This is a genomic window from Chryseobacterium barbadense (genome assembly GCF_042849955.1).
GTDB lineage: Bacteria > Bacteroidota > Bacteroidia > Flavobacteriales > Weeksellaceae > Chryseobacterium.
Genome location: NZ_BAAFHL010000004.1, coordinates 54,832 through 71,178 on the forward strand (window position 1 = coordinate 54,832; position 16,347 = coordinate 71,178).

At 36.8% G+C, this 16,347-nt stretch carries 19 protein-coding genes; 6 read left to right on the forward strand and 13 right to left on the reverse strand.

Annotated features, from left to right (window positions below; genetic code table 11):
* Positions 1-91: 91 nt before the first annotated feature.
* From ACGHIN_RS03915 to lnt, 4 genes are all read right to left on the reverse strand, one after another.
* Positions 92-244, reverse strand: a complete 153-nt coding sequence (locus ACGHIN_RS03915) for a DUF4295 domain-containing protein (RefSeq protein WP_002976755.1) — start codon at positions 242-244, stop codon at positions 92-94.
* A gap of 20 nt (positions 245-264) precedes the next feature.
* A complete protein-coding gene (gene rpmG, locus ACGHIN_RS03920; protein WP_053327078.1) occupies positions 265-447 on the reverse strand; it encodes a 50S ribosomal protein L33 in 183 nt (60 codons plus the stop codon).
* Positions 448-457: 10 nt separating this feature from the next.
* Positions 458-694, reverse strand: coding sequence for a 50S ribosomal protein L28 (gene rpmB / locus ACGHIN_RS03925; protein ID WP_121460143.1), 237 nt, complete (start codon positions 692-694; stop codon positions 458-460).
* Positions 695-824: 130 nt separating this feature from the next.
* Entirely contained in the window at positions 825-2,456 is a 1,632-nt protein-coding gene (gene lnt / locus ACGHIN_RS03930; RefSeq protein ID WP_390450989.1) for an apolipoprotein N-acyltransferase, read from the reverse strand.
* Between the two features lie 52 nt (positions 2,457-2,508).
* On the opposite strand from lnt, the gene ACGHIN_RS03935 reads away from it, so the two are divergent.
* Positions 2,509-2,925, forward strand: a complete 417-nt coding sequence (locus tag ACGHIN_RS03935) for a VanZ family protein (RefSeq protein ID WP_390450991.1) — start codon at positions 2,509-2,511, stop codon at positions 2,923-2,925.
* On the opposite strand, the gene proC is transcribed toward ACGHIN_RS03935, so the two are convergent.
* The 5 genes from proC to ACGHIN_RS03960 all read right to left on the reverse strand — a co-directional run bounded on the left by proC (position 2,914) and on the right by ACGHIN_RS03960 (position 7,101).
* A complete protein-coding gene (gene proC / locus ACGHIN_RS03940) occupies positions 2,914-3,717 on the reverse strand; it encodes a pyrroline-5-carboxylate reductase (RefSeq protein ID WP_390450993.1) in 804 nt (267 codons plus the stop codon). The two genes, ACGHIN_RS03935 and proC, sit on opposite strands and share 12 nt — an antisense overlap.
* Positions 3,718-3,730: 13 nt before the next feature.
* A complete protein-coding gene (locus ACGHIN_RS03945; RefSeq protein ID WP_390450995.1) occupies positions 3,731-4,294 on the reverse strand; it encodes a hypothetical protein in 564 nt (187 codons plus the stop codon).
* A 92-nt stretch (positions 4,295-4,386) separates the two neighbouring features.
* Positions 4,387-5,400, reverse strand: coding sequence for a UDP-N-acetylmuramate dehydrogenase (gene murB / locus ACGHIN_RS03950; RefSeq protein WP_390450997.1), 1,014 nt, complete (start codon positions 5,398-5,400; stop codon positions 4,387-4,389).
* A gap of 3 nt (positions 5,401-5,403) precedes the next feature.
* Entirely contained in the window at positions 5,404-5,886 is a 483-nt protein-coding gene (locus ACGHIN_RS03955) for a hypothetical protein (RefSeq protein WP_390450998.1), read from the reverse strand.
* Between the two features lie 9 nt (positions 5,887-5,895).
* Positions 5,896-7,101 (reverse strand): pyridoxal phosphate-dependent aminotransferase, encoded by a 1,206-nt coding sequence (locus tag ACGHIN_RS03960; RefSeq protein WP_390451000.1) that lies wholly within the window; start codon positions 7,099-7,101, stop codon positions 5,896-5,898.
* A 289-nt stretch (positions 7,102-7,390) separates the two neighbouring features.
* Here ACGHIN_RS03960 and ACGHIN_RS03965 point away from each other — a divergent pair, with 289 nt between their 5' ends.
* The 4 genes from ACGHIN_RS03965 to ACGHIN_RS03980 all read left to right on the forward strand — a co-directional run bounded on the left by ACGHIN_RS03965 (position 7,391) and on the right by ACGHIN_RS03980 (position 11,646).
* Positions 7,391-9,982, forward strand: a complete 2,592-nt coding sequence (locus tag ACGHIN_RS03965) for a fibronectin type III domain-containing protein (protein WP_390451002.1) — start codon at positions 7,391-7,393, stop codon at positions 9,980-9,982.
* A 121-nt stretch (positions 9,983-10,103) separates the two neighbouring features.
* Positions 10,104-10,559: a DUF1801 domain-containing protein gene (locus tag ACGHIN_RS03970; protein WP_390451004.1), complete on the forward strand. Its 456-nt coding sequence runs from the start codon at positions 10,104-10,106 to the stop codon at positions 10,557-10,559.
* The gene (locus ACGHIN_RS03975) at positions 10,537-11,184 is read left to right on the forward strand and encodes a YiiX/YebB-like N1pC/P60 family cysteine hydrolase (RefSeq protein ID WP_390451006.1); all 648 of its coding nucleotides are present in this window, start codon (positions 10,537-10,539) and stop codon (positions 11,182-11,184) included. Before ACGHIN_RS03970 ends, ACGHIN_RS03975 begins: the two co-directional genes overlap by 23 nt.
* A 150-nt stretch (positions 11,185-11,334) precedes the next feature.
* Positions 11,335-11,646 (forward strand): NIL domain-containing protein, encoded by a 312-nt coding sequence (locus ACGHIN_RS03980; protein ID WP_390451008.1) that lies wholly within the window; start codon positions 11,335-11,337, stop codon positions 11,644-11,646.
* 78 nt (positions 11,647-11,724) lie between these two features.
* On the opposite strand, the gene murA is transcribed toward ACGHIN_RS03980, so the two are convergent.
* Together murA and ACGHIN_RS03990 are read right to left on the reverse strand one after the other, a co-directional pair.
* Positions 11,725-13,032: a UDP-N-acetylglucosamine 1-carboxyvinyltransferase gene (gene murA, locus ACGHIN_RS03985; protein WP_121460155.1), complete on the reverse strand. Its 1,308-nt coding sequence runs from the start codon at positions 13,030-13,032 to the stop codon at positions 11,725-11,727.
* Positions 13,033-13,665, reverse strand: a complete 633-nt coding sequence (locus ACGHIN_RS03990) for a DUF4290 domain-containing protein (protein WP_390451010.1) — start codon at positions 13,663-13,665, stop codon at positions 13,033-13,035.
* A 188-nt stretch (positions 13,666-13,853) separates the two neighbouring features.
* Between ACGHIN_RS03990 and ACGHIN_RS03995 the strand changes: the two genes are divergently transcribed.
* Complete coding sequence (locus ACGHIN_RS03995; protein ID WP_390451012.1) at positions 13,854-15,287, forward strand: alpha-amylase; 1,434 nt, start codon at positions 13,854-13,856, stop codon at positions 15,285-15,287.
* Positions 15,288-15,318: 31 nt separating this feature from the next.
* On the opposite strand, the gene ACGHIN_RS04000 is transcribed toward ACGHIN_RS03995, so the two are convergent.
* Together ACGHIN_RS04000 and ACGHIN_RS04005 are read right to left on the reverse strand one after the other, a co-directional pair.
* The gene (locus tag ACGHIN_RS04000) at positions 15,319-15,735 is read right to left on the reverse strand and encodes a thiol-disulfide oxidoreductase DCC family protein (RefSeq protein WP_390451014.1); all 417 of its coding nucleotides are present in this window, start codon (positions 15,733-15,735) and stop codon (positions 15,319-15,321) included.
* A gap of 12 nt (positions 15,736-15,747) precedes the next feature.
* Entirely contained in the window at positions 15,748-16,209 is a 462-nt protein-coding gene (locus ACGHIN_RS04005; protein ID WP_390451016.1) for a heme-binding domain-containing protein, read from the reverse strand.
* Positions 16,210-16,347 lie beyond the last annotated feature (138 nt).

Consider the following 16,347-nt stretch of genomic DNA (forward strand, 5'->3'; position numbering starts at 1 on the left):
TATTTTCTTACGAAAATAAACATAAGTTTGAATAGAAATAAAAAAACTACCCAAAATCTGAGTAGTTTTTATATTGTAAATAAAGTGTAGATTATTTTTTTAAATAACCGTCTACTTCGTCTGCATTCATTACTTTTTCTTCGAAAACGTAAGCACCTGATTTAGATGACTTCACCATTTTCACAACTTTAGTCATTTTTTTTGACTGACCGCTTTGTAGGGTTGCTACTACTTTCTTTGCCATGGTAAGTTATATTTTATAAATTACTTGATTTCTTTGTGAACAGTATATTTCTTAAGAACCGGATTATACTTTTTAAGTTCTAATCTTTCTGTAGTGTTCTTTTTATTTTTAGTAGAAATGTATCTTGACATTCCCGGCATACCGCTTTCTTTATGCTCTGTACATTCAAGAATTACTTGAACTCTGTTTCCTTTTTTTGCCATGATTTCTTAATTATTTAATAAATCCGTTTCTTGCTGCTCTTTCTAGAGCTTCTTCAATTCCAATCTTGTTAATCACTCTCAATCCATGAGCTGAAACTTTTAACGTTACGTGCTTATCTTGCTCTGGAAGGTAAAACTTCTTCTCCAATAAGTTAATTTCAAAACGACGCTTCGTTTTGTTATTAGCGTGAGAAACGTTGTTACCAACCATTGCACGCTTTCCTGTTATTTGGCAAATTCTTGACATATCTCGATGTTCTTATTTGTATAATATTTGAGAGTGCAAAATAACGAAGAATTTTTTAGATAGGCAAATGTTTTAAAATTTATTTTCCAATTAGTTAGATTATTTTTTAACAATTAAGATTTTTAACGCGCTATTTTGACGTCTTTCTTTGGAGCCATTTAATCAGAAAATAAAAGAGCAGAAATCCAAGAGCGAAAATCGAAAATCTGGAAAGAAAATCTCCGGCTCTCACATAAAAGGTTTTCTGATCATAAAGGTTAATTTTGGCAAATAAAGTTGTCTGGTCCCCATAAAAAGTATCTTCTAAAATCTCGCCCTTTGCATTAATATGAGCAGAAATCCCGCTATTGGCAGATCTCGCAATTTCTCTCCTGGTTTCAATGGCTCTTAATTTGGCGTAAGAAAGAAGCTGTTTATGCCCTTCCGTAACGCCCCACCAGGAATCATTGGTCATAATAGCTAAAAAATTAGCTCCTTTTTTCACATAATCGGTTACAAACTCACCGTAAATACTTTCATAGCAAATGATGGGCGCTAGCTTTCCTTTATTGTAAGGGTTACTGAAGGCAACTCTTTCTTTGTCTGTTCCCAATGAGGCAACTGTTCCGCCCAAATCAAGCATTGCATCGCCTAACACAGGCTTTAAAACATTCATGTAGGGGAAAATTTCAACGCCGGGAACAAGTTTGCCTTTATGGTAAACTTTTACTTTTTGATTGGGGACAATCTGTACCGCAGAATTATAACTTTCCACCCATACTCCGGAATTAATCTGATAAGCCCCTGTAGGCAAATTTTCACCATTGAAAAAATAACGATGCGATGAAATTCCCGTAGCAAAAACAGATCCGGGATGTTTGGATAAGAAATCCTTAACATTATTTAAAAGCATACTTTTCTCAAAAGCAGTTTCAGATATGGACCCTCTTCCCGGGATTGCCGTTTCCGGAGCGATGTAATAATCTATTTTTCCTGTTGAATTTTTTTCCGCAAGGGTTAAAAGATCATTTTCTATGGTAAGGCTGTCTTTTAAATATTTTTCATTGTAAGGGTCAAGCTCCGGCTGTAATAGTAAGACATTGACATGCCCGACAGGTTTTTCATCAAAGCTATTATATTTCATCAATGAAATAATCATCGGAAGAATAATAAGAAGGGCTGCAATGGAAATATTTTTAATCAAATCTTTTCTTTTTCTTCCTGCTTCCCATGTCCTTACCGTATAAAATAAAAAAACATTGATCAGGAGAATCCAGAAGCTTCCGCCGGTCGCCCCTAAGGTGTCATACCATTGAATAAGTTGGGGGTATTCTGAAAATACATTTCCGAGGTTTAGCCATGGCCATGTAAGCTCCCAATTTAAATGGAATTTTTCAAAGCTCATCCAGATCGCGATAAAAAAAGCCAGCCCCCAGTAAGTTCCCTGTGCATTTTTATACCAGTGATAGCATTGGAAAACTAAAGAGTATAACAGGGAATTGACAAGAACCGGAAATAGTACTGCCATCAGGGAATGGCTTCCATCCGGGTTTTTTGATCCATACAGCCATCCTGTAGTCACAATATTCCAGATGATAAAGCATAAGTAAGAAAGTCCGAAAACAATCCAGCTTTTTCTTTTATAGCCGGAGAATTTAGAAATCCCGTGTTCCATCATCAAAAGGGGAACAAGCGCAAAGAATATAAAAAACGGAACACCGTAAGTAGGCCATGAAACGGACAGCAGCATCGCCGAAATGAGCGTAAGTAAAACGTATTTCATTAAATTAAATTAACATACAAATTTAATGTTTTTGAAATGAATACATTTGCAAATGATGTTAAAGAAATTTTACAAAATACTTATTGTTCCTTATACATTATTTCTGTTATATCTAATGTTTTTAGGCATGGGAAGGTTTCAGTATGATGATAATGTGGTGAGAATAGAACCCATCTTATCCACCATCAGGTTTATTGAAGGAACTATTTCCTGGAAAGATATCATTATTATTGTCCTGGGGAATATCGTAATGTTCATTCCGTTTGGTTTTCTGGGCTGGGTATTTCCTCAGCTGAAAGATCTAAAAAACCTGCTTTTTACTTTTATGTCGGCTATTATCATTGCGGAAGCCCTCCAATACTTTACCAGAATGGGTATTTTTGAAGTAGACGATATTATCCTCAATACCTTTGGGGTTTATTTAGGATGGTTGATGTGTAAGCAATTGGAGAATAAACTAGCCATTTAATTCCTGTGCCCGTTTCTCTGCATTTAAAATACCTTTTTTCAGGATGTCCTTGAAGTGGTTTTCTTCAAACGTTCTCAAAGCAGCTTCCGTGGTTCCTCCCTTCGATGCGACGTCCTTAATCAGTTCTTCAAGGCTTTTTTCCGAATTGTTGATCAGATGATAAGCACCAAGCATGGTTTGCTTTACGAAGAGCTTAGAAAGGTTTTCTTCAATGCCCATTTCTACACCGGCTTTAATCATGGCATCGATAATATAATAGAAATATGCAGGTCCGCTCCCTGAAAGAGCTGTTACTCCGTCCAGCAGATCTTCTTCTTCCAGGTAGACAGATCTTCCTGTGCTGTTCAGGAGTCTTTCTATATGGATCAGCTGGCTGAAAGAAATGCCGTCTGCCGCAGTATAACCGGTAATTCCCATTCCTAAAAGGGTAGGAGAATTAGGCATCGCTCTTACAACAAGAGGGTGATGCAGAAGCTTTTGGATCTTTCCGATTTTTATTCCTGCCATGATGGATAAAATCATCTGATTTTCTTTTAAGGTAAATCTGATATTTTCAGCGACGGATTGAAAGTCCTGAGGCTTAACGGCAATAATAATGAGATCAGCATCTATTTCATCAACATCCTGGAAAACGGAAATGCTGGAGTAAGGAAATTCTTCTTTTATTTTTGATACTCTGGATTTATTTCTGGTGATTAGGTGCAGATTTTCAGGTTTGATCAGTTCATATTTCAAAAAGGACTTTGAAAAAGATAAGCCCATATTTCCGGCACCTAAAATGGCTATTTTCATTGGTTTTTTTGTTCTATTCTTTAAGATGTTTTCTGAAAGTTATGGTATAATTATCGTTAAAAGTAACCATTTCTATTTTTTTGAAAGAAATTTTATGAGGTTTTTTATCAACTTTTCCGGTCGGGTCATAGTTGCGGATGAGTACTGAAGTGTCATTAACATCCATAATTTCTCCTATTGAAAAGCCTTTTTTCTTTCTGTTGCTTTCAATGCTGCAGTGGAAATCCTGTTTTTTTAATGACTTAAATAGGGATTCAGGATTTTTAAGTGAGGTATTGCCAATAGCTTTGTGGTTAAATTGAATCAGGTGTTCTTCGGATAAGATCTTTTTCTGGGTTTTGTCATATTTATTGCATCTGATGCTCAATATTCGTTCATGAGGGATAATCTTAATGCCGGTTAAAATAAAATCTGAAACTTCCTGCACCATTAGAAATTCATCAGATTTTTTAAGAATGAATCCAAATATACACTCATCAGGGCTTTTTTCAGAAAGATAAATCTTAACAAAATGAGTTTTATCAATATGTTTCTGAATCAGTTTGCTAAACTCGTTGTCAGATAAATTTTTTCCCATATTGAAGGTTTGATACGCTAAAATAATCTATTTTTCAATACGTTATATTAAGTATTGAAGTAAATGTTAAGATAAGAATGGAAAATTAATATTTAAATAATATTGACTTCTCTTTCAAGCTCAATACCAAACTTTTCTTTCACAGAATTGATGATTTCAGTAGAAAAATCGAATATTTCTTTACCGGTTGCATTTCCGGTTGCATTGATGATGACTAAAGATTGTAGTTGATGAGAGGCTACGTTCCCGATTTGTTTTCCTTTCCAGCCGCATTGTTCAATCAGCCATCCGGCCGGGACTTTTACCAGATCTCCATTAGGATATCCCTGGATGTTTTCAAACTGCTGCTTTAAACTCTCAAACTGAGTCAAAGGAATGGTTGGGTTTTTGAAAAAACTTCCTGCATTGCCAATTTTCTCCGGATCCGGAAGTTTGCTTTGTCTGATGCTGATGACTGCTTTGGAAACATCCTGAATAGTAGGAGTGCTGATTCCTGACTTCTCCAGTTCATTTTGAATGGCTCCGTATTCGGTTTTAATATGATGGTCTTTTTTGGTTAATAGAAAGGTAACATCCAAAATAATATATTTTCCTTTACCCTCCTGCTTGAAAATGGAATCTCTGTAACCAAATCTGCAATGCTCAAGATCGAATGTTTCAATCGCTTGGTTTTCCAGGTTCAAAACGGTACAACTCACAAAAACATCTTTTATTTCTGTTCCGTAAGCACCAATATTCTGCATGGGAGAGGTTCCAACATTTCCGGGAATCAAAGAAAGGTTTTCTAAGCCACCGTAGTTTTTTTCAAGGCAGTACATTACAAACTTGTGCCAGTTTTCTCCTGCTTTTGCTGTGATCAGAATATGATTTTCGTCTGCATTTTCTTCGGAAATCCCCTTCAAATTTATTTTAATGACAAGTCCGTCGAAATCTTTTGTTAACAAGACATTACTTCCGCCTCCAAGTAACAAAAGCCTGAGTGCATGAGTTTTTGAGAAATTCAGCGCTTCTTTCAGCTCGTCAATAGTTTGAACTTCAGTAAAATATTTTGCTTTTGCTTCTACACCAAAAGTGTTGTACGGTTGTAAAGAGAAATTTTCGTGCATGGTTTATTGATATTCTTTCGGAAGAATTTTTTCTAATTGATCTTTAAATCTTTGCAGCTGTCCATAATGAACGGTGTCATTATAGGAGTTGACATAAATATAGGATTTTTTTGGAGTCCTGATCTGAAATGTTTCATCAATTCCGTTCAGAGACTGAATACTTGCGGAGCTTTCGATCTTATCTAAGCTTTTGATATTAATAGATGAAATAAGCTGTTTCCATACTTTGTAATCTATCGGAAGGCTTTTTTGTCGATGAGTTTTATGAGCTGTAGCCCCTCGTTCGGCAAAAATAGAATCATTTGTAATTTTAATAATTCTGTAGCTTCCTGCATGTCCGCCAATATATGACAGGCTTATCCATGTGATGGTGTCAGTAGTGGGACTGGAAGGAGTTTTGGCTTCTTTTTTTTGACAGAAAAAAAATGTCAGCAATACAAATGTTGAAAAGATTATTTTCAAGTGACAAGTAGATATTGCTGACATTTTATATGGTTATAGGCTGAATTCGGATCTGTATTTTTCCAGTGCCTCTTTTAAAATTTCAGCACTTCTTTTTAAATCTTCTTCTTTCAATACATAGGCAATTCTAACCTGTTTTTTTCCTAATTCAGGATCGCTGTAGAAGCCACCTGCGGGAGCAACCATAATGGTTTCATTCTTATTGGAATATTTCTCCAGCAGCCATTGTGCAAACTTTTCCGTATCGTCTACCGGAAGTTCGGCAACACAATAGAATGCCCCTTTGGGTTTAGGACAGATTACCCCGGGAATAGCATTTAATAAATCAACCAGGGTGTTTCTTCTATGGGTGTATTCTTCTCTTACGGCACGAATGTAGGCTCCGTCATTCTGATGTGCTGCAGTAGCGGCAATCTGTCCCAGAAGAACCGGGCTTAGTCTGGCCTGTGCAAAAAGCATGGCTGCATCATGAATTTTTTTAGAACGGGTGATCATGCATCCGATTCTTACCCCACACATGGAATAACGTTTGGACTCAGAATCAATAATGATGCAATTTTCGCTCAATTCGGGAAATGCAAGCATGGAAACCTGTTGTTTTCCATCGTATACATATTCTCTGTAAACTTCATCGGAAATAATAACAATATCATGCTTTAAAGCAATTTCCGCCAATTGCTGAAGCTCTTCACGGGTATAAAGGTAGCCGGTTGGGTTTCCCGGATTACAGATGATAATTGCTCTCGTTTTATCGGTAATCTTCTTTTCGAACTCTTCAATCGGAGGAAGTGCAAAGCCGGTATCAATAGTAGAAGGGATGGCTACTACATTCACATTGAATGTGCTGGTAAAGCCATTGTAGTTAGCATAATAAGGCTCTGGAATAATAACTTCGTCTCCTTCGTCACAAAGAGTGGAAATGGCAAAATTCAATGCTTCTGATCCGCCATTGGTTACAATGAAATTATCAGGGGTTAAATCTTTAAAATCTAAAGAATGATAATAATCCGTAAGGGCTTTTCTATACTCAAGATTGCCTTCTGAAAGAGCATATTCCAATACTTTTAAATCAATATTTTTTAATGCATTCAAAGCCGTTTCCGGAGTTTCAATATCAGGCTGCCCGATATTTAAATGATATACTTTTATTCCTTTCTGTTTTGCTTTTAGAGCATAAGGAACCAGCTTTCTCACCGGAGAAGGTGGCATGTGCTGTGCTCTGTTTGAAATATTCGGCATTGTTCAAAAATTTGTATGGCAAAAATAAGATTTAATTTTTCAATACTAAAATATGTATGAAAATGAGTTGAAGTTAACGGTATTTTTGGATTGTTGTTTATTTAATTTTTTTAATATTTTAAGATATTATTCTTGATTTCTTCTTAGGTTTTATTTATTTCTATAAAAGACAATTAATTATATTATTTTGATTAAATTCTATTATATTTTATAAAAACGTTCAATTATTTTTATAAAAAATATTTTAATATTAATTTTTTTTTAATTTACAACGATAATACTAAGTGAAATGAAACGAAAACTACTTTTTGGAGCTTTAAATGCTATAGCTCTTCTTTCTGCGTCTGCTATCATGGCGCAAAATTTCCAGACCATGCCGGTGCAATCCGGATACACAGCTGATGTAATTGCCAACGGGGTAGGTTCTTCATCTGTTTCTACCAATAATGATGTAGATGGAGTTTCTTATGCCTTTGTTGCCAGAGATTTCCAGTTAACTTCCACGAGTGCACCTATTACATTTGGTATTCCTGTTGACGGCATTATCAACTCTGTTGTTGCGAGTACTCCGGGGCTCAGCTATACATTGGGAAATCTGAGTGGGAATAACTCATTGAGACTGGCTGCTGCAAACGACAGCGGAACTCTTACTTTTACTGTTCCCAAGGCAGCTACTAAATTGTATATGCTTTCTACCAGTGGTAGTGGTGGGTCAACAGTTTCTGTAACTGTAAATTTTTCAGATGGCACGAGCCAGCAATTTACCGGAATTAGTATTGCTGACTGGTATACCGGTACCAATATTGCGATTCAGGGATTCGGAAGAATTAAAAAACCGACTACCCCTTCTACTGCTAATGACGATATTCCATCACCTGAAGGAGGTACTAATCCAAGGTTATATCAGAACGAGCTGGTAATAGATGCAACTAATCAAACGAAGCTTATCCAAAGTGTGACGGTTACAAAAACAGCGGGAACCGGAATACCTAATATTTTTGCTTTTTCAGCGGATGTGTACTCAGACTGTGCACCTCCTGTTTTACAGCCTGTTTCAGGGATAACGGTTAATTCTGCTTTAGTTTCTTGGACCGCTTCCTCTAATGCTGTAAGCTATGATGTATATCACAGTACTTCCAACACAACACCTACAAGTACGACAACACCCACTTATCCGGGAGTAACGGGTACTAGTACGACCATTGGAGGTCTTAATTCAAATACTACCTATTATTACTGGGTAAGATCTAACTGTAGTACTGCAACAGGTCAAAGTGTATGGTCTTTTGCAGGAACGTTTAAAACGGCTTGTTCTACCTTTACTGTTCCGTATACTGAAAATTTTGATACTACCAGTACGGGTAATTCAACAAGTCCTAATGCGCCGAGCTGTTGGGCTTATTTGGAAAGTGCGTCATTTGCGGGATATGGATACGTGGTTGCATCCAATAATTATTCGGCGCCTAATTCTTATTATCTAAACAATTCGTCTAGTACAACGGGAAGTCAAATGTTAGTTTCACCTCCAACTATAAACCTTTCGGACGGTACCAAACGTGTAAGATTCTACGCGAAGGCGGGAGGATCTGGTTATACCTTATTAGTGGGCACTTTATCAAACCCTACAGATCCTGCTTCTTTTACACAAATTGGTTCCGCTATTGCTTTAACCACTACGCATACCCAATATACCGTTAATATTCCTGCAGGTTCTGATCTACAGCTGGCATTCAAGCACGGCATGGGTGCTAGCAGCCGTTCAATTTATCTTGATAATATTACGGTTCAGGATATTCCTAGCTGTGTAGAGCCAACTGCTGTTACATCTTCAAACGTTGCTGCAAATACAGCAACAATTGGTTGGACGGCACCTGCTGCACTACCTGCAATGGGATATGAGGTGTATTATAGCACAACCAATACGGCACCTACATCTGCTACAATTTTAGATGCTACCAACTCTGCTACTTCTACTACAACTTCTGCATCGTTGAACGGGTTATCTGCTACAACAGTATACTATGTTTGGGTGAGATCCAGATGTTCTGCCAGTGATGTAAGCGAATGGTCATTAGGGGCAACATTTACCACGCCTTGTGCCTCTGTAGTCCCTTCATATACTAATGATTTTAGCAGTATTCCGGGTACCTGCTGGACAAATGCGCTTTCCGGCGGGTCTCCTGCAACGGGCCCTACAGGAAACACTGCGTATTGGGCTGTGGACGGATTCCTGAATTCAGGAAGTACCGGAGCAATAAGAATGGAGCTTTACAGCAATACAAGAGTTGGGTGGTTGAAAACTATACCATTTAATTTGTCTGCCGGGGGGTATAGAGTGAAATTCGATTATGGAGTAACTACTTTCTCAGGAACCACTGCTTCAGCAATGGGCTCTGATGATGTTGTACAATTCCTTGTTTCTAATGATAGTGGAACAACGTGGACTGTACTTCAGACTTGGGATGTTAACAATACGCCATCTAATTCTACCAATACTTATATATATAACCTCACCGGAAATATAAGCCCGAATACTGTATTCGCATTCTATGGCAGTGAGGGATCGGTGAACGATTTACCTGATTATAACTTCTATGTGGATAATTTTATAGTAGAGCTAATACCTTTGAGTACTTCTGAAGTTAATGCTGATGAAAAACAGATTAAAATCCATCCAAATCCGTTCAAAGATATATTGAATATCGCTGAAACGAAAGATATGAAATCTGTAATTATTACGGATGTGACAGGGAGAGTGGTGAAAACTATTGATAATCCTTCAAAACAACTTTACTTAGGAGAGTTGAATGCAGGTTTATACTTAGTAACCATTAACTTCAAAGACGGTTCAAAATCAACAGTAAAAGCGATTAAGCAGTAGTTTGCTGTCAAATAAAATGTAAGGCGGCTATTTGAAAGAATAGCTGCTTTTTTATTGTTTAAAAATTTAAACAGTTATTCATAGAAATTTTGTTATTTTGGAATTATAAAAATGAATTACAATGCAAATTCCCGCAGTTTCAGTAAATGATTATATTTCAAAGATTCCTGAAGAAAGACAGGAGATTTTTAAAAAGCTATTTGATACTATAGATAATAACTTACCCAAAGGTTTTAAGCAAGGAGTAAGTTACGGAATGGTAGGATGGGATGTTCCTTTGGAAACATACCCCTCCGGATACCACTGCACGCCGGGTACGCCTTTACCCTTTATGGGACTGGCTTCGCAGAAAAATTTTATTGCATTGTATCATATGGGAATATATTCAAAACCAGAGCTTTTGGAGTGGTTTGTTTCTGAATTTCCAAAGTATTCTAAAAGAAAGCTTGATATGGGAAAATCCTGTGTACGTTTTAAGAAGATAGATGATATTCCTTTAGATCTTATTGCTGAATTAAGCAAAAGAATGACTGTAGATGAATGGATTGAATGCTATGAAAAGAATCTTAAAAGGTAGGTTTTTATTAATAACGGTTTCTTTTCTTTTATATCTGGTTTCAGGATGTAAGAGTATTCCTGCTTCAGATTTGAAAAACGGAGACTTACTCTTTGTGGCAGCCAAAGAAACTGGTCTTTCCGGTGCTATTAATAACGTTACACAAAAACAGAAGAATGTTTCTTTTGACCATATCGGGATTTTATCAAAGGAAGGCAATGCTTTTTTTGTTCTGCATGCTGCGCCAAAAGGAGGATCACAGAAACAGGCTTTAAAAGATTTTATAAAAGATCAGGCTCGGGAAGGGCAGAAAGTTATAGTCTACCGTTTAAAACCTGAGTATCAAAGTGCAATTCTACCAGCCATTCAAAAGGCAGAATCCATGTTGGGGAAACCTTATAATTTTAATTATATCCTTGACGAAAATTCCTACTATTGCTCGGATTTTATAGAACGTTCTTTCAGAAATGACCATATTTTCAAATTAGAACCTATGACGTTTATTGATCCGAAAACGGGTAAAACCAATGAATTCTGGGAAGAATTTTATAAAAATAAAAACCTGAAAGTTCCCGAAGGTGAGCTGGGATGCAACCCTAATGGTTTGGCAGGTTCCGATAAATTGGTTAGAATAAAAGAATTATAAAATGAAGGGAAGTTGTAAAACTTCTCTTTTTTAATGATTAAATTAAAAATATTAGTCTACTAATTTGGTAGACTAATATTTTTTTATATTTTTGTCAAAGAAAAACAAACCGATGCCTTAAAAAGATGTACAATCAAAAATAATTTAGTTATGATCACACCTAATCCTAATCTGCAGGTTTTACAGACAAAGATCAGCCTGCCTAAAAAAGAATTGATATTGGAAATAGAATTGAATGGGAAAATGAAATTTGAACATTTAATGAATACTATTTACAATCAGTTCGGGATATGTCACAGGGTGTTATCGGCTAATGTGGAATATGTGGAAGGACGTAGTTTTGGTTCTGTACAGTTATATATCAATGCCAATTCAGAAGAATACGAAGAACTGGAGTATTATCTGAATAACAATAAACTTTTGAGTACAACTGTAGAGTATATCTGCAGAAAATATTCTTAGGGGAGATTCATATAGTTTTAATTACACAAAAAAAGCGTTCAGGTAACTGAACGCTTTTATCTGTTTAATTAATTGATGTTAGATTCTTTCAATATCTGCGCCAATAGCTTTTAATCTGCCGTCGATGTTTTCATAACCTCTATCGATCTGTTCGATGTTGTGGATGATTGATTTTCCTTCTGCAGAAAGAGCGGCGATAAGAAGTGCGTTTCCTGCCCTGATATCCGGAGAAATCATAGTGGTGCCTCTAAGTGGAGTTTCCTGGTTCAAGCCGATAACGGTAGCTCTGTGTGGATCGCAAAGGATGATCTGGGCGCCCATATCAATCAGTTTATCAACGAAGAATAATCTGGATTCAAACATTTTCTGATGTACCAGAAGGCTTCCTTTTGCCTGGGTGGCAACGACCAGAATAATGGATAATAAATCCGGAGTGAAACCCGGCCACGGAGCATCAGAAATCGTAAGGATAGATCCGTCTATAAATTTCTGGATTCTGTAATTTTCCTGTGCCGGAATATAAATATCATCATTGCTTTGTTCAAGCTGGATCCCTAACTTTCTGAATGTATTGGGAATAACACCCAGCTGGTTCCAGTTAACATTTTTAATGGTGATCTCAGATTTGGTCATGGCAGCAAGGCCAATCCATGATCCGATCTCTACCATATCCGGAAGCATAGTATGCTCGGTACCACGAAGATAATCAACCCCTTCAATTGTTAACAGGTTGGAACCGATCCCGGAAATATTAGCGCCCATTCTGTTCAGCATTTTACAAAGCTGTTGCAGATAAGGTTCGCATGCGGCGTTGTAAATTCTGGTCTTTCCTTTTGCTAAAACAGCAGCCATTACAATATTGGCCGTTCCGGTTACAGAAGCTTCTTCCAATAGTATGAACTTTCCGTTAAGTTCAGTGGCTTTTAAAGAGTAAAAATATTCGTCCTCATCGTAATTAAACTCGGCACCAAGTTCCACAAGACCTTGGAAATGGGTGTCTAATCTTCTTCTTCCTATTTTGTCACCTCCCGGAGTCGGCATATAAGCTTCGCCATATCTCGCTAACATCGGGCCCATAAGCATAATGGAACCCCGAAGTTTTGCCCCGTCTTTTTTAAATTCGTCGGATTTGATGTAATCGAAATTAACCTTATCGGCTTTAAAAGTGTAATCACCCTGTCCGTTTTTAGTAACTTTTACACCAAAGTCACCTAAAATTTCAATCAGCCTGTTGACGTCATGGATGTCAGGGATGTTTTTAATTCTTACCTCTTCATCTGTTAACAATACTGCACATAAAATCTGGAGAGCCTCATTTTTAGCTCCCTGTGGAGTAATTTCACCTTGCAGTCTTTTTCCTCCTCTTATTTGAAACGTTCCACTCATTTATTTCTTGTTTTTATAATTGTGCCTTTTTTTAGACTGGTTTTTATTGTTGCTGTTATTTTTATTGCTTCGGTTATTGCTTGTGTAATAGATCTTACTTTTTTCCAGAGACTCGATTCCGGTCAGATCCAGCCTGTTCTGAGATAATTCCTTCAGGTGTCGGAAAATTACATCATCGGTAACATGCTCTTTATTATATACGTTGTAAGACTTTTTCATGTTATTGGCAATCACTTCTATCAGCGCTTCCTTTTCATCTCCTGAATTAAGCTCAATGGCTTTTTCTATAAGCTGCAGAATACTTTTTCCATAAAATTTGAAATCACCCTGAAGTTTCGGATACTCCATTTTTTTTGGTTTTTCCGATAACTGTTCTTTAGTGGGAAAAGGGTAGGGTGAATCTACATCAAGATCATGATTTGCCAATATGAAAAGATGATCCCAAAGTTTATGTTTGTAATTTTCTTCATCTCGAAGCTGAGGGTTTCTTTGGCCCATAAAATCAATGATGGCCATTGCCATTTCATTCCTTTCTTCTTTAGAAGGAAGCTCTTTGCAACGCTCAACCAGCTGTTGTATGATTCTGCCGTATTCCGGCATATGAAGCTGGGTTTTTTGGGTATTATATTCCATAGAATGCAAATATATGGATTAAAAGAAAAATTGTATTTAAAATATGAAAAGTTTATGATTTTTTAATGAAAATATACGACACTATTTTGAGATGTTTATCGATGGAATTGAAAATTATTCCACATTTATATTGAATTGTTTAATAAAAGTGTAATTTAGTTATGAGTTTAACAATTAAAACATTTTTTATGAAAAAAACACAATTCTTACTTTCTTTCCTCGCCTTGGCGCTGATCAATTCCTGTCAGACTACAGAAGAAGCTGTTAATGAAACTCCACAGCAGCTGGAAGTTCATGATAAAACGGTACAGGTAACCCATCATGATGGAAAGCCTTTCAGCACAGGGAGCAGTTCGGTAAACGGAAAATTTGTTTCCGGACCGGGTGGTGGAGTGCTGATGCAGGGGTTCTATTGGGATGTTCCATCCGGTGGAACATGGTGGAATACAGTAAAAGATAAGGTTACCGCCTGGTCAAATGCAGGAATAGGAGCCATCTGGCTGCCACCTGCTTCAAAAGCGCAAAACGGAGCTTATTCTATGGGCTATGACCCTACGGACTACTATGACTTCGGGAATTATAATCAAAATGGAAGCACAGAAACGCGTTTCGGCTCCAGGACAGAGTTAGAGGCATTGATCACCCAGGCCCATGCAGAAAATATGCAGGTGTATGCTGATATCGTGATCAATCATAACAGTGGCGGACAATCTGAAGCGAACCCATATACAGGAACAAATACCTGGACTAACTTTTCAGGGGTGGCTTCAGGCAAGTTCACAAGAAATTATAATGATTTTTATAAAAATTCTTATGGAAATAATGATGAAGGAGCTTTCGGCGGTTTCCCGGATTTATGCCACGCTAATCCGCACGTTCAAGACTGGCTTTGGGGAAGAGATGACTCTGTAGGGAAATATTATAAAAATGTAATGAAATTTGATGGGTGGAGATTTGATTATGTGAAAGGATTTGGCCCTTGGGTAGTAAATTCCTGGAATTCTAATGTAGGAGGATTTTCAGTAGGTGAACTTTGGGATTCCAATGTCAATACATTGGAGTGGTGGGCCAATAATGCCAATAGTTCAGTTTTTGATTTTGCAGCGTATTATAAAATGGATGAAGCTTTCGATAACGGAAACTTAAACCTTTTGAATGATGATATGATGTGGAAAAGAAATCCGTACAAAGCCGTTACATTTGTAACTAATCATGACACCGATATTATCTGGAATAAAATGTTGGCCTATGCTTATATTTTAACTCATGAAGGGTATCCGACCATATTCTACAGAGACTATGAAGAATGGTTAAATAAAGAAAGGCTGAATAATCTGATCTGGATTCATAATAATAAAGCAACCGGAAACACTTCCATTCTTTATACCGATAATGATGAATATATTGCAAGAAGAAACGGATATAACGGAAACCCGGGGCTCGTTGTTTATATTAATAATTCGTCAAGCTGGCAGGAAAGATGGATAGAAACCAATTGGAGCAGCCAACAGATCAAAGATTTTACAGGGCATTCATCCTGGTATCCTACAACACAAGGAGACAAATGGGTGAAAATCCAGTGTCCGCCGAACAGTTATTCCGTTTGGTCATTAAATCAATAATAACAAAGGAGAGCATTGCTCTCCTTTATATTTATACTTCTATAATTTTTTTTCTCTGATGTGGAGTCGGTAAGAAACACTTCTGATTGGCAATCTTCATTCTGTTTCTGGCAACTATATCATAAATTCTGTCACTCACTGCAGGAAACATCAGTTTTCCGAAATAGCTTAACAGTTTGTAACGTCCACCTAAAATATGGGCAATTTTTAGTACAGCCCGGGATTTTGTTAAATAATACCGGTGGGGTTTCCATAAGTACAATGTCTTGAATTGCTTTCTCTCCAATCCTCTTTCCGATAAGAATTTCTGGCCGAAATCTGATTGCAGGGAGGCAAATAAAAATTCATCCTTTTTATCCTTTTCCATGATCCACTGCACCCAAAAATTGCATACACCGCACTCCCCGTCAAAAAAAACTATATGTTTACTTTCCCAATCTTCCCGCATGATGTTAATTTTTTAAAATACCATTGCTCTTTCCGTTTCTTCTTTTACTTTTTTAAAGTAATTGATCAATGCCTGCTTCTGCTCAGGAGACAATTTGGCATCCTGATGTCCTACAATATAAGACTCCAAAGGCATCTCATCCTTTTCGATCATCTCTATACATTCCTGCAATTTATGTGCCTGTCTTTTGGGCTCATAGGTTGAAAAAATAGAAAAATTCAGATGTTTTCTTCCCTCATCAATATGGTTCTTTAAAAACCTTGACGAAGGGGCAATGCTCGAGTACCATGGATACCTTGTTTCATGAGAATGGCAATCATAACATGAGGTATTAATGATTTTAGCAATTTCCGGTGGTGTTTTTTTAATTTTCAGAAAATCCATTCCGGGATTTAAAGGCGGGTTTGTCTTATCAATCGGGAAAAACTGAATAATAATAAATGCTACAAGAATAACTACCAGTACTTTTTTCATACAAAAGAGTTTTATGCATTAAAAATAGCCAATTTTTTTTAATAAGGAGTATGCTTTGCTTTTGCCTTTATCTGGAATCATTACAGATATTAATTATAAGGATATCTGATCGGAAAAAAATAGTAACTTAAACTTCGA